This window comes from Bacillus sp. Medicinal_06 (genome assembly GCF_056711665.1).
In genome coordinates, this window is sequence record NZ_JBWYHD010000013.1 from 20,685 (window position 1) to 33,731 (window position 13,047).

The window sequence follows — 13,047 nt, forward strand, 5'->3', positions numbered from 1 at the left end:
ACAAAAAAGACTCTAACATATTAACAATCTATAATATGTTAGAGCCTTTATTTTTTTTGAATAATGGTACGAATAGCATATGAGAAATTCCTCTTATCTATACTCATCATACTAATACATTTGCAAGGAATACAATAAGTGATGTTAATACTACTGCTCCACCTGCTGCCCCTAAGAAATCCATCTTTGTTACTTGTAATACTTGTTCCATACTCCTCATTCTCCTTTCAACTTTACTTTAAACTCTGCATACTCTTTATCACTTATGCAAACTTCTATTATACTAAAACGTTAGAAAGAAATACGATTAATGCTGTTAATACTGCTGCTCCACCTGCTGCCCCTAAAAGATCCATTTTTGTTACTTGTAATACTTGTTCCATATTCCTCATTCTCCTTTCAACTTTATTTTAAACTCCTTATACTACTTTATTACCTGTACAAAACTTCTATTATACTAATGCACTTGAAAGAAATACGATTAATGCTGTTAATACTGTTGCTACTCCTGCTGATCCTAATAAGTCCATTTTTGTTAGTTGTAATACTTCTTTGTTTTTCATATTTCCCATTCTCCCTTCAATTCATAACTTTCTTTTTATGTAATACGATCCGTTCTACTGCTTGTACAAAGTTTCTATTATACTAAAACGTTAGAAAGAAGTACGATTAATGCTGTTAATACTGCTGCTCCACCTGCTGATCCTAAGAAATCCATTTTTGTTACTTGTAATACTTGTTCGATTTTCATATTTACTCTCTCCTTATTAATAGATATTTATATGTAATTCCGAAGAAATGATTAATTCATAGTTTTTATCTTAACGTTACATTGAATTAACTTGTGTAACGTTTGTAACATTAATGTAACATAAGTTTTTTCACACTGCAATATAAATACGTAAAATTTATTACATTTTTTTTACGAAATTATTCAAATGTATCCATAAACCCCTTTATATAGCATTTTTCAACACGTATAGACTTGTAATACTAATGTAACATTACAGTTACACAATAAAAAAAGTAGTAAAAAGAGTCATAAACAGCTCTTCTACTACTTTTTGTTAACATTAATTTAAAACTCCCTTAACATTATCCGCTTACAATGAAACTATAGCGTCTTATTGTAAAGGAAGGATATCCATTGAACACACAATCTTTCTTCAAAAAGCAACGTCTCATCGCCGCGTGCACATGCGAAAATATTAACAAAGCCCTTACCTCTGATGCTGATGCAATACTATTGATAAATGGATCATTATCATTTTTCATCAAATATAGAAAGGTATTAAAAAATGTCCAAAACCGCTCTTTATTCATCTTGATTTAATAAAAGGGTTATCTAATGATATAGAAGCAATTACTGAACAAGGTCATACAAGCACATACCTCTCTCTAAAGTAGACTGTACGCAGTCTTTTTTTATTCCTTACACTAACATTTCCATAAAGTCCAAGATAAGTTTATATGTTTCCTAAAGATAACTATGTATAATAAAAACAAAGAGGTGGTCATTTTGAAATTAATCGCACTAGATATGGATGGTACATTACTATCATCTAATCTCGAAATTTCCAAAGAAAACTTACAAGCTATCCGCACTGCTCAAGCAGCTGGTCATATTGTAATGATTTGTTCTGGTCGTGCAAAAGAAGATGCTTTAAAGCTATTGGAAGAGTATCAATTATCACTTCCAGTTGGAGCAAGCAATGGGGCAATTGTTTATGTTGATGGAAAAGTAATTAACGCACGTTGTTTACAAAACGATAAAGTATACAAACTAGCTAAATTACTAGAATCTCAAGGATTCCCATATAAACTGTACACAAACAAAGGAGTTTATTCTCCTTATAATTGGAATGAAAAGGTAATGCATACATTCGAAGAAAATAAGCATGCACTTGATGTTACAATTGAAGAACTAGAACGAATTACAGAGAAGCAAAAAAAATCGAACTTAATTACTGATTTCCAAAAAATCGAAGATGTTGTAAATAATCCAGATTTAGAAATCTCGAAATTCTTCATTTTAACATTTAATGCAGAACATCGTTCACAACTACTGCATTCTTTACAAGAAGATAAAGAAATTATGGTCACAGCATCGGCTCCAACAAATTTAGAAATTATGGACAAGCATGGCCATAAAGGAAATGGGTTGCAAGAAATGGCATCTTATTTCAACATTCCAATTCAGGATACAATTGCAATCGGTGATAACTTTAATGATGTACCAATGTTAGAAGTAGCTGGCTTATCTGTTGCAATGGGAAATGCTGAGGAAGATGTAAAGAAATTATGTGATGTTGTTACATTAACAAATGATGAGCATGGTGTTGCGCATGCAATTGAGCTGTATGTATTGCAACCATCATCAAGTAAATAAAATAAGGACTCTTCCGTATTTGGAAGGGTCCTTTTCTTAAAGCGTTGGGAAACTAAAGACAACAGATTCTTTTTCTGTATCGCTATTTGCCGAATGGTCGATACCCTCGCCGATATATGATGAGAAACGATCGATATATTCAAAAAATCGCCAATAAAATTTCATTTACCATTTTGCGCGCTCATCCTCATCTACGATATTTTTATAAAGTTTCCTTATAGTAAGTCCTTTTCTTTTATACATGATGGCAAGCAACAAGATGTCCTTCTCTAATATCACGAAATTCCGGTATAGTCTGCTTACAAATATCTGTTGCAAACGGGCAACGTGTATGAAAGCGGCAGCCTGAGGGTGGATTCGCTGGACTCGGAATATCACCTTGCAAAATAATTCGTTCGCGCTTAACAGTGGGATCTGGAATTGGTACAGCTGATAACAATGCCTTCGTATACGGATGAAGTGGATTTGCAAACAATTCATCACGAGGTGCAGTTTCCACGATTGTCCCTAAATACATAATTCCAATTTTGGTACATAAATGTTCGACGACACTTAAATCATGTGAAATGAATAAATAGGATAAACCTTTTTTCTCTTGCAATTCACTAAACAAGTTTATAATTTGCGCTTGAATCGATACATCTAATGCTGCAACGGGTTCATCAGCAACAATAAACTCTGGATTTAATACCATCGCCCTTGCAATAACAATGCGCTGACGTTGTCCTCCAGAAAATTCATGCGGATAACGATCAATATGATATGGTGCTAACCCACATAACTCTAGCACTTCTAATACTTTTTCACGAACGTTTTCTTTCGTCGCTAGCCCATGCGCCAACATTGGTTCACCAAGTGCTTCACCAATTCGCATCCGTGGATTCAATGAACTAAATGGATCTTGGAATACAAGTTGCATATTCGGACGATGTTTTCGCAGTTCTTCTTTCGATAACGTATGAACATCTTTTCCTTTAAATTTCACTTCACCTTCTGTTTTCTGAACAAGGCGAAGAATCGTTTTTCCGATTGTTGTTTTTCCGCTTCCGGATTCACCGACAAGGCCAAATACTTCGCCTTTATTAATTGTAAAACTTACTCCATCTACCGCCTTTACATGTCCAATCGTTCTACCAAATACGCCGCCTTTAATTGGAAAATGTGTTTTTAAATTCTTTACTTCTAATAACGGTTCACTCATTGCTCAGCACGCTCCTCATATAACCAGCAAGCTACTTTATGATTCTCTTCATGCACCTTAAGCTCTGGTGCTTCATTCTTGCATATGTCCATGCAATGTTCACAGCGACCACTAAAGTAGCAAAACTCTCCTAAGCCAACTAAGTTTGGAACTTGCCCCGGAATGGAATACAATTTATCTGTTCGTTTTCCCATTATCGGTTTTGACTTTAGCAACCCTTTTGTATATGGGTGTTTCGGATTTTGGAATAGCTCTAGTACAGGTGCTTCTTCAATGACTTTACCGCCATACATTACAACAACATAATCTGCCATTTCTGCGACAACACCTAAATCATGTGTAATTAATAAAATAGATGTTTTAAATTCTTCTTTTACTTGTCTTAATAAATCTAATATTTGTGCTTGAATCGTAACATCAAGAGCTGTTGTTGGTTCGTCAGCAATTAACAACTTCGGATTACAACTAAGTGCGACAGCAATCATAATTCGTTGTAACATCCCACCACTTAACTCATGTGGATAGGAATGTACAATTTCATCCGCACGCGCAATACCCACCTTACGAATGAGTTCAATCGCTTTTTTATATGCCTCATTTTTACTAAGGAGTTCATGTTCTCTTAACGTTTCCACAATTTGTTCTCCAACAGTAAATACTGGGTTAAGGGATGTCATTGGCTCTTGGAAAATCATCGCAATGTCATTTCCTCTTAAACTACGAAGTTCCTTCTCTTTCATTCCTAAAAGACTTTGCCCTTCATAAAGAATATCACCGCCAACAATGCCTCCAGATTCAGCAATAAGTCCCATAATAGATAAAGCTGTTACACTTTTCCCACAACCTGATTCTCCTACTACACAAACTGTTTCACCTTCTCGTACGGAAAAGCTAACATGATTGACGGCCTTTACCGTACCTTCTTCTGTCTGAAAGTGTGTTTGTAAATCCTTTAGCTCTACTACCGCTTTACTCATGCTTCCTCACCTACCGCTTCATCTTTGGATCTAATGCATCACGAAGTGCATCACCAAGTAAGTTAATTGATACAACTGTTATAAAAATTGCAAAACCAGGCGGAATCCATAACCATGGACGCTTTTGGAAATCAATTAATGAGTTCGCTGCACTAATCATATTCCCCCATGATGGCGTAGGAGGTACAACTCCAAGGCCTAGATAACTTAATGCTGATTCACTTAAAATAGCTCCTGCTACACCTAATGTTGCTACAACAATTAATAAAGGGAATACATTCGGAATTAAATGATGTACGATCTTTCGGTAATCCTTTAATCCTAATACATCAGCAGCTTGCATAAATGATTGTTCTCGAAGCGACAAGATCTGTCCTCGTACCAGACGTGCAAGTCCCGGCCATCCAATCAAACTTAACATGATCATAACAACATACAGTCGATATTCAGATGGAAGTTTCCATTCTGATAAAATAGCACCCATAATAATAAGTAATGGTAATCCTGGAATAGACATTAACACGTCTGCAATACGCATAATAATATGGTCTACAATACCGCGATAAAAGCCAGAGATAGCTCCTAATAATGCACCGAGTATGACAGATAATATCATCGAAGCTAAACCAATTGTTAATGAAATTCGTCCCGCTTGCATTAATCGTGTTAAAATATCTCTTCCAAGTTGATCTGTACCAAGCCAATGAGAAAAACTCGGTGGCTTATTAATTTGTGTTACTTGAATTGTTCCAGAAGCATATGGTGAAAAAAATGGTCCAATAAAACAAAATACAAACATAAAAATTAGGATATAAAAACCAAACAATGCTAATTTATTTTTCTTAATTCTAGTAAATGCTTGACCCCATGGTGAAGTCACATTTCGTTTTTCTCTTTTTTTCTTCTTTACTGTTACAATAGACTCCATCTTTCTCCCTCCTTACTTTAATCGAATACGTGGATCGACAATCGCATAAACGATATCTGCCAAAAAGTTTGCGATAATTGTTAGGCAAGAGAGAAACATTGTAAATGCCATTAACACTGTATAATCACGAAAACTCAACGCTTCTAATTGAATACTCCCAATACCTGGCCAATTAAAGATTTGCTCAATAATAATTGCACCGGAGAACAACCCTGGTAATTCAAATGCAAGTAACGTAATCGCTGGTAAAATTGCATTTTTCAATGCATGTTTATAAATGACAACTCTTTCCTTCAACCCTTTAGCACGAGCTGTTCGAATATAATCTTGTCTTACAACCTCAAGCATGCTTGTTCTAAAATAACGAGTTAATGATCCAACACCAAGAAGTGTTAAAATAAATACCGGTAAAATCATGTGCCTTAGCACTTCTAGTATGTACGTAAGACCTGTCGAATTACTTCCTATATCAATCATGCCACCAATCGGTAATAAATGAAAATCAACAGCAAATACCTTAATTAAAAACAAACCAATAAAAAATGATGGAAATGACATCGCTGCAAAGACACCAATTGTAACAAGTCCATCGAACCATGAATGCTGCCTTGTCGCCGAAACAACACCGATAATAAGAGCAATTAACCAAGTAAAAAATAAAGCGGCAACCGCAACAATAAAAGTATTCCAAATAAATTTATTAAGCAATGATGTTACAGGCTCTTGATATTGCAACGAGAAACCAAAATCTCCATGTAACGCATTACCTAACCAATGAAAGTACCTTTCAATAATAGGCTTATTTAATCCATACAGTTCTCTTAACTCTTGCGCTCTTTCTGGCGTCAACTTTGGATTTGAATCCACATAATCCCCCGGCAAGAGAGCGAATAAGAAAAAGATAATAATAGATGTACCAAAAAGTGTAGGAATCATTTGCAGAAACCTACGAATGATATATGTTTTCACCTTTTTGTCTCCCCAATCATATTGACTTAAAAATAGAAGAACACTTTTTCAAGACAGCACACTCTTATAGCTGTATGAAAAAATGTCTTCTATTTTTCCTTACTTATCCTTATTGTTCAATAGATAAAACAGGTAGGTTTGAACTAATGCTATCGTATTTTTCTGGATCAATTCCTTTTACACGTGCATTGTGCGCTGAAATACCTTTACGATAATTTAATAAAATTACTGGTGGATCATCGCTTAGTTCTTTATATAACTCTTTATAAATTGGTTTTCTTTTTTCAATATCAACTGTCTCGATACCTTTTTGAATTAATTCATCTACTTTTGGATTACTATAACCTGCTGAATTATCTGGATGTGTAGATGTAAATTCAGCTACTGCGTCATTTGGATCAGAAAGAATTGGCGTTGCAACAGCAGCTAAATCATAATCAAACTTTCCAAGCTTCGACACAAGAGTATTAAAGTCCATAATTTCCGGATTGAACTCCACACCTAATGCTTTATAGTTCTCTTTTGCAATTGGGATAAATACTTCCTCTTGCTTTCTTCCACTTGCTGCATAATAGCTTAACTTTAATTTCTGGCCATCTTTTTCACGAATACCATCAGATCCAACTTTCCAACCAGCTTCGTCTAACAATTTTTTCGCTTTCTCTAAATTGTATTCATACTGATTTATCCCCTTATCATCATATGCCCATGAAGTCGGTGAAATCGGTATATTTGCAACAGAAGCATTTCCTTGGAAGTTTGTATCTACATATTTTTTACGATCTAATCCATAAATAAGTGCTTGACGTACTTTTTTATCTTTTAAATATGGCTTTTTATTATTCATGTAAACAAATGAGTATGAACTCACTGTTTCAATATTGAAGTTAGCAAAGCCTAGACTTTTTAACTGTTCAATATTGTCATTGTTAGCAGCAAATCCATCATAATCTGTTTCTCCCGTTTGGAATAACTGGAAGCTTGTGTCCGGTGATGTAATTTTATAAATAAAGTTTTTCACTTTAGGCTTGCCAGCATAGTAGTGCTCATTTGCTACAAATCGTACCTCTTGACCTGGAACATATTTTTCAAATTTATAAGGTCCTGCCGCAATTGGCTTACCATATAAATCTTTTAAATAATCTAAACTTGTATTTTGTTTATAATCTTTCCCATAATAAGCTTTAGATAATACTGGTCCACCTAGAGCAGTTAACGCCTGAGAATTTACCTTCTCCGTCGTAATTTCAATTGTTTGTGGGTCAACAACCTTAATTCCTTCAATCGATGTTGCTTTTCCCTCTTTATAATCTTTTCCACCCTTAATTGCATATTGTGAAATATCTGAGCTCCCCTCATAAGCCTTATCGTGTAGCAATGTTAATGTGAATGCTACGTCATCTGCTGTTAACGGTGAACCATCGCTAAATTTTAAATCTTTACGTAAGTGGAACTTGTACTTCAATTGGTCAGAAGATACATCCCATTTCTCTGCAAGCTCTGGAACTGGTTTCCCTTGCTTATCTGTTGATACAAGAGAAGCAAATATAACAGATGTTACGTTACCATCCCATCCATTTTCTTGGAAATATGGTAAGAACACGCCACCAGGTTTTGAAATCCCGACAATAAGCGTATCTTTTCGTTGTTTCGCTTTCTCAGGATTTTTTGACTTGTCTGTCGCTGTAACCTTCTCTATTTTTAAATCTTTTACATCCTGCTGTTTAGCCGGCTCAGTTGAAGCCTTATCCTCCTGTCCCCCACAAGCGGATAACACAAGCGAACTACTCAGTAAGACCGAAAATACCCCAGCCCATTTTTTTGACTTTTTCTTCATTGTCCCCACCCTAACTTTTTTAATAATTACACTTTATGAACTGCTTGCCTAATGTATGCCTTCCAAGCAACATGTTTTATAATCCATCGGAAAAGTCGGTTTTAAATATAAAAAAATAGATGTTTTATGAGGGGTAACAATCTTATTCCGACTTTTCCGGTAGACTTTATGGTTATTAGCTTATATCGTTCATTATATTTTGTCAATTCTTTCTATATAAATATTTCAAGAATTTTTACAAAATTATTGTTGAATCTGTAATTTAGGTAAGCTTAATAATATTCCGTTATAATTATCTTCCTGTAATCCTTGTATTCTCGCATTATGTGCAGATACAATTTTACTATTATTTAAGAATATAACTGGCGGATCTTCACTAAGTTCTTGATACAGTTTCTTATAAATCTCTTTTCTTTTTTCAATGTCTAATGTTTGCAACGCCTCTGTTGCCAATTCATCTACTTTCGGATTATGATATCCATCATAATTTCGCTTACTTATTGAAACGAATTCTTCAATTGTTCCACTCGGATCATCAATCATTGGCGTAGATACCATCGCTAAGTCGTAATCTCCCTTAATTACTTTTGAAATCATCGTATTAAAGTCCATATATTCAGGGTTAAAGTCTACACCAAGCTTTTTATAATCTTCTTCCATAACCGGGATCATGACATCATGGATTTTACTTGCTGATGAAGCAAAGTAACTTACTTTCAATTTTTGACCATCTTTTTCACGGATTCCATCCGTGCCTTCTTTCCACCCAGCCTCATCAAGTAATTTTTTCGCCTTATTTAAATTATACTCATACTTATTAATACCTTCTTCTGTATACGCCCAAGAAACAGGAGTAATCGGTACATTAACGAGTGAAGCATATCCTTGGAAGTATGTATCAATCACTTTTTGGCGCTCTAATCCGTAAATGAATGCTTGGCGGACACGCTTATCTTTAAAGTACGGTTTCTTATAATTCATTTTAATATAGCCGTAAGAACTTCCCGTATACACATTAATATTTGCGAACCCCAATCCTTTTAACTGTTCAACCGTTTCCTCATTTGTTTGAAAACCATCATAATCTACTTCACCTGTTTGAAATTGCTGAAGCTTCGTATCACCTTTTGTAATTTTATAAATAAAATGTTCAATCTTTGGTTTTCCTTCAAAATAATTTTCATTTGCAACAAAACGAACTTCCTGCCCCGGAATATATTTATCTAATTTGTACGCCCCTGCCCCCATTGGCTTTCCGTATAACTCTTTTAAATACTCTAAATGCCCTTGCTTATATTCCTTACCATAATAAGCTTTTGATATAACTTCTCCACCTATCAGAGACAATGTTTGTGCATTTACCTTTTCTGTCGTAATTTGAATCGTTTTCGGATCAACAACTTGAATACCTTCAATTGTATTTGCTTTTCCTTCTTTATAAGCTTGACCACCTTTAATCGCAGTCTGGCTTATATCTGTTGCTCCGCTATAAGTTGGGTCATGTAATAGCGTTAATGTAAACGCCACATCATCTGCTGTTAATGGCGAACCATCACTAAATTTCAAATCGTCTTTTAAATGAAACGTATATGTAAGTTGATCAGTAGAAATATCCCATTTCTTCGCAAGAATCGGGATTGGTTTCCCTTCCTTACCTAATCCTACTAGCGGTGCAAAAATGGCTTGCGTTATATTACCATCCCAGCCATTTTCCATAAAGTGCGGCAGGAAGATTCCTCCTGGACTTGGCATTCCAATTACAAAGGTATCTTTTCGTTCTTTTGCTTTTGCCGGACTTTTTGATTTGTCACTTGCTTCAATAAATTCATCTTTTACTTTTGGTACGCTTGCCTTTTCATTTGTACTCGCTTCTTCTTGACCACATCCTGCAAGTAGTACAGAAGTACTCAAGAAAGTGGCAAGCAAGCCTGTAAATACCTTTTTCACATTCCTCACCCTTACTTTATAATTTTTGCCGATGCAACGAAGTTAGCCCCCTTCCTGTAACTATCTTTATTTTACCCATAAAAATACTATGGATTGATTTCAAGATTATTCCTTTCTTTCTATTGTGTCAATCATTCCTTTTTACAATAAAGAAATAATAAAAAGGAATTCTATTATTTGCTAGACAGGCATAGGATAATAACAACTTATCAAAAAGGGGGCGAAAATATGGACAAACTATTCCAATATGTCTTGCACTATGTTGCATTGACACTCATGATAGTTGGGGCATTGCTACTATTCCCGTTCTTCCCAAAGTTCGTCCTCTTTTTAGCATTTTTCTTTATGCTCGGAATTGCAATCACTATTTCTATAGGGGAAGACGATACACAAAAAGAAAGCAGGGTTCAGCGGGCGAAGCTGTAGACTCTGCTTTCTTTTTTTCAATCATAACGGATTCTTTTTAAACCAATTACAAAGAATACACCAGCAAATAAAATGAGTACACCAACATACCCTGCTATATCTAGCAATGTGCCTCCCCTTGCAATTAATTCTGTAAATCCACGCATTGCCCAAGTTTGTGGAACAAAATTTGCTACCTGTTGCATCCATTCCGGTTCTATTTCAATTGGCCAATACAGCCCACTAATCATGCACGTTGAAATCACAACGATATTACCTAAAGCTGATTGTTGCTCAGTTGTTTTCACAATACTTGCTAATAATAATGCTAAACCAATTACCGCTAACAACAACGCTGAAACAAGTATGATAATTCCTAATAAACTTCCCCACTGAACACCGAACAAAACATTCGTTAACAACATTAAAATCCCAAACTGAATCCACCCAATTAAAAAGAAAGAAAGTATATATCCCCCAAGTATTTGAGCCTTTGAAACGGGAGCCCCTAATAACCGATACCAAACGCCAAGCTGTCTTGATTTTAAAATCGTGCCCGTTGCACTTAGCATCACAATCATTACAAACAGAATAGAAAATCCTGCAGATCGCCCTGATACGTTATTCAACTTTATCTCCCCAGAGACAATTGATTCCTTTTGAAGCGAAACTGGTTCTGCCTTTGTATGGATCGTTTCATACAGCTTCTCCCAAGACGTTCCTCCTCTTTTCTCCACATCCCTTGCTGCTGCTACTTCTATTTTCATCTTTTTCATTGCGCTTTGTAACACTTGTTCTACAGATGCTCCTCCTGTAAAATCAGCGCTTGATTGGAATTTAACCTTCTCTATCTTCCCGTCTGCCATACTCTTTTGAAATTCTTTTGGGATTATCACAATACCCGAGGACTTTTTATTTTCGATTTTCTGTTTTGCTTCTTCGTATGTTACCTTTTCTATAGAAACTAAATCACTTTTCTCTATTTCTTTATAGTAGGAGTTAGATAATATAGACCCATCTTGGTCAACTAAACTAATATTTACTTTTTCGTTTCCACTTCCACCTAAAAGCCCACCAAAAATAAGTGTAAAAATAATCGGCATTCCAAACATTACTATATAGCTCTGTGGCTTAATTAAAATTTGTTTTAATTCGAGCCAGCAAAGCGCCCAAACTTTCTTCATTGATTCTCCTCCTATCTTGCTTGCAAACGAAATGTTCCGATAATAACAGAAACAACACCTGCAATAGATAAACTTAAGATAACTGGAAGTAACGCATACCAAGATGTACCTAACATAATGTTTAAGAAACTTGTAAGTGCCCATTTATTCGGAGCGATGCCAGCAATTGTTTGAAGAGTATCCGGAAATACATAGATTGGTAACATTGATCCTCCTAATATGGCTAACAACTGAATTCCAATGCCACCCATTAAATCCGCTGTTTTTTCTTCATGAATAAATGCCGCGATAAGCATAGATAAACCAGAAACACAAATCGCATACGCAATTCCTAATACCGCAATTTGTGAAACATCTTCACCCCAATTCACATGAAATGCGTAATGGGTAGCAACTACAAATACCCCAAATTGTATACAAGCAAATAGTAATGTGCCAAAAAATTTACCTAATAAAATAGCAAAAGAGCTTGTCGGTGTGCTTAATAGTCTCGCTAATGTTTCTGTTCGTTGCTCTGTTATAATCGATTTTGCTCCTACTGTTATGTTAAATAATAAAAACATGACTAACATCGCAGCAGCATAATATTGCATCGCAGTCACTGTTTTTTTACCGATTGTTCCTTTTTCAACTCCATCGGTATTGGACGTCGCCACTGTTTGCAAATTCGTACTTATCTCTTTTGCAACCTGTTCTATACTCCCGGGCTGTAATTTTGCAACATCTGTTACGACAGTCTTAGTAGAAATAGCAATTGTTTGTGCACGATCTGTAAAAGAACGAATGAATGATTCAGCAATTTTTGTTTGTATATCTTTTGATGGATCAGTAATCAATTTCACTTCTTTTAATCTTCCATCCTTTATATGCTCGCTCCAACCGCTTGGAATTATAATCCCTACATCAACCTTCTGTTTCTTTAGCAGATTCTCTAACTCTTTTTGCGAGGCTACAATTTCTATTTTCACATCGTCTTTTATTTCTTTTGAATGTAATATATCCTTTTGAAATATATCAGCAAAATCATCTGTATCTTCTTGATAGTAACCAATTACCGTTTTCGGTAACCCTCCGTTATCAAATATGTTACTTAGTGCTGATCCTAAAATAGCTGTTAATAGAAGTGGCATAAGTAACATCATCATAAATCCACGCCGATCTATGAAACGAATTTTTAAATCTTTCCATGCAATAATAAAACTTTTCATAA

The 13,047-nt window shown here is 35.2% G+C and carries 14 protein-coding genes; 2 read left to right on the forward strand and 12 right to left on the reverse strand.

Annotation, left to right across the window (positions count from 1 at the left end):
- Positions 1–106 precede the first annotated feature (106 nt).
- The 4 genes from AC1M36_RS23235 to AC1M36_RS23250 form a co-directional block, all read right to left on the reverse strand.
- Positions 107–220 (reverse strand): DUF3948 family protein, encoded by a 114-nt coding sequence (locus tag AC1M36_RS23235; protein WP_336453735.1) that lies wholly within the window; start codon positions 218–220, stop codon positions 107–109.
- A gap of 58 nt (positions 221–278) precedes the next feature.
- On the reverse strand, positions 279–392 hold the full coding sequence (locus AC1M36_RS23240; RefSeq protein ID WP_336453736.1) for a DUF3948 family protein: 114 nt from the start codon (positions 390–392) through the stop codon (positions 279–281).
- 60 nt (positions 393–452) lie between these two features.
- Positions 453–563, reverse strand: a complete 111-nt coding sequence (locus AC1M36_RS23245) for a DUF3948 family protein (RefSeq protein ID WP_336453737.1) — start codon at positions 561–563, stop codon at positions 453–455.
- Between the two features lie 77 nt (positions 564–640).
- Positions 641–751, reverse strand: a complete 111-nt coding sequence (locus tag AC1M36_RS23250; RefSeq protein ID WP_018782013.1) for a DUF3948 family protein — start codon at positions 749–751, stop codon at positions 641–643.
- Between the two features lie 768 nt (positions 752–1,519).
- Here AC1M36_RS23250 and AC1M36_RS23255 point away from each other — a divergent pair.
- A complete protein-coding gene (locus tag AC1M36_RS23255) occupies positions 1,520–2,389 on the forward strand; it encodes a Cof-type HAD-IIB family hydrolase (RefSeq protein WP_420792374.1) in 870 nt (289 codons plus the stop codon).
- A 235-nt stretch (positions 2,390–2,624) separates the two neighbouring features.
- Here the strand turns inward: AC1M36_RS23255 and AC1M36_RS23260 are convergent, their stop codons facing one another.
- The 6 genes from AC1M36_RS23260 to AC1M36_RS23285 form a co-directional block, all read right to left on the reverse strand.
- Positions 2,625–3,590, reverse strand: a complete 966-nt coding sequence (locus tag AC1M36_RS23260) for an ABC transporter ATP-binding protein (RefSeq protein ID WP_336453739.1) — start codon at positions 3,588–3,590, stop codon at positions 2,625–2,627.
- Complete coding sequence (locus tag AC1M36_RS23265; RefSeq protein WP_336453740.1) at positions 3,587–4,567, reverse strand: ABC transporter ATP-binding protein; 981 nt, start codon at positions 4,565–4,567, stop codon at positions 3,587–3,589. The genes AC1M36_RS23260 and AC1M36_RS23265 overlap by 4 nt, the downstream gene beginning before the upstream one ends.
- A gap of 10 nt (positions 4,568–4,577) precedes the next feature.
- Positions 4,578–5,495 carry an oligopeptide ABC transporter permease gene (opp4C, locus tag AC1M36_RS23270; RefSeq protein WP_336453741.1) on the reverse strand — a complete coding sequence of 306 codons (918 nt, stop codon included), beginning with the start codon at positions 5,493–5,495 and terminating at the stop codon, positions 4,578–4,580.
- Between the two features lie 12 nt (positions 5,496–5,507).
- A complete protein-coding gene (locus AC1M36_RS23275) occupies positions 5,508–6,464 on the reverse strand; it encodes an ABC transporter permease (protein ID WP_336453742.1) in 957 nt (318 codons plus the stop codon).
- A 109-nt stretch (positions 6,465–6,573) separates the two neighbouring features.
- Positions 6,574–8,301: an ABC transporter substrate-binding protein gene (locus AC1M36_RS23280; protein ID WP_336453743.1), complete on the reverse strand. Its 1,728-nt coding sequence runs from the start codon at positions 8,299–8,301 to the stop codon at positions 6,574–6,576.
- Positions 8,302–8,544: 243 nt separating this feature from the next.
- Entirely contained in the window at positions 8,545–10,248 is a 1,704-nt protein-coding gene (locus tag AC1M36_RS23285) for an ABC transporter substrate-binding protein (protein WP_336453744.1), read from the reverse strand.
- Between the two features lie 228 nt (positions 10,249–10,476).
- Here AC1M36_RS23285 and AC1M36_RS23290 point away from each other — a divergent pair, with 228 nt between their 5' ends.
- A complete protein-coding gene (locus tag AC1M36_RS23290) occupies positions 10,477–10,674 on the forward strand; it encodes a hypothetical protein (protein ID WP_174102624.1) in 198 nt (65 codons plus the stop codon).
- 17 nt (positions 10,675–10,691) lie between these two features.
- Here AC1M36_RS23290 and AC1M36_RS23295 read toward each other — a convergent pair whose 3' ends face one another.
- Both AC1M36_RS23295 and AC1M36_RS23300 read right to left on the reverse strand, forming a co-directional pair.
- Positions 10,692–11,837 (reverse strand): ABC transporter permease, encoded by a 1,146-nt coding sequence (locus AC1M36_RS23295; protein WP_336453746.1) that lies wholly within the window; start codon positions 11,835–11,837, stop codon positions 10,692–10,694.
- 11 nt (positions 11,838–11,848) lie between these two features.
- Complete coding sequence (locus tag AC1M36_RS23300; RefSeq protein ID WP_479846232.1) at positions 11,849–13,045, reverse strand: ABC transporter permease; 1,197 nt, start codon at positions 13,043–13,045, stop codon at positions 11,849–11,851.
- Positions 13,046–13,047 lie beyond the last annotated feature (2 nt).

Excerpts from the sequence above, each read along its gene's own strand:
- AC1M36_RS23300 (WP_479846232.1), bottom strand. The coding sequence starts at position 13,045 with ATGAAAAGTTTTATTATTGCATGGAAAGATTTAAAAATTCGTTTCATA.
- AC1M36_RS23250 (WP_018782013.1), bottom strand. The coding sequence starts at position 751 with ATGAAAATCGAACAAGTATTACAAGTAACAAAAATGGATTTCTTAGGA.
- AC1M36_RS23280 (WP_336453743.1), bottom strand. The coding sequence starts at position 8,301 with ATGAAGAAAAAGTCAAAAAAATGGGCTGGGGTATTTTCGGTCTTACTG.
- AC1M36_RS23295 (WP_336453746.1), bottom strand. The coding sequence starts at position 11,837 with ATGAAGAAAGTTTGGGCGCTTTGCTGGCTCGAATTAAAACAAATTTTA.
- AC1M36_RS23235 (WP_336453735.1), bottom strand. The coding sequence starts at position 220 with ATGAGGAGTATGGAACAAGTATTACAAGTAACAAAGATGGATTTCTTA.
- AC1M36_RS23260 (WP_336453739.1), bottom strand. The coding sequence starts at position 3,590 with ATGAGTGAACCGTTATTAGAAGTAAAGAATTTAAAAACACATTTTCCA.
- AC1M36_RS23245 (WP_336453737.1), bottom strand. The coding sequence starts at position 563 with ATGAAAAACAAAGAAGTATTACAACTAACAAAAATGGACTTATTAGGA.
- AC1M36_RS23290 (WP_174102624.1), top strand. The coding sequence starts at position 10,477 with ATGGACAAACTATTCCAATATGTCTTGCACTATGTTGCATTGACACTC.
- AC1M36_RS23240 (WP_336453736.1), bottom strand. The coding sequence starts at position 392 with ATGAGGAATATGGAACAAGTATTACAAGTAACAAAAATGGATCTTTTA.
- opp4C (WP_336453741.1), bottom strand. The coding sequence starts at position 5,495 with ATGGAGTCTATTGTAACAGTAAAGAAGAAAAAAAGAGAAAAACGAAAT.
- AC1M36_RS23265 (WP_336453740.1), bottom strand. The coding sequence starts at position 4,567 with ATGAGTAAAGCGGTAGTAGAGCTAAAGGATTTACAAACACACTTTCAG.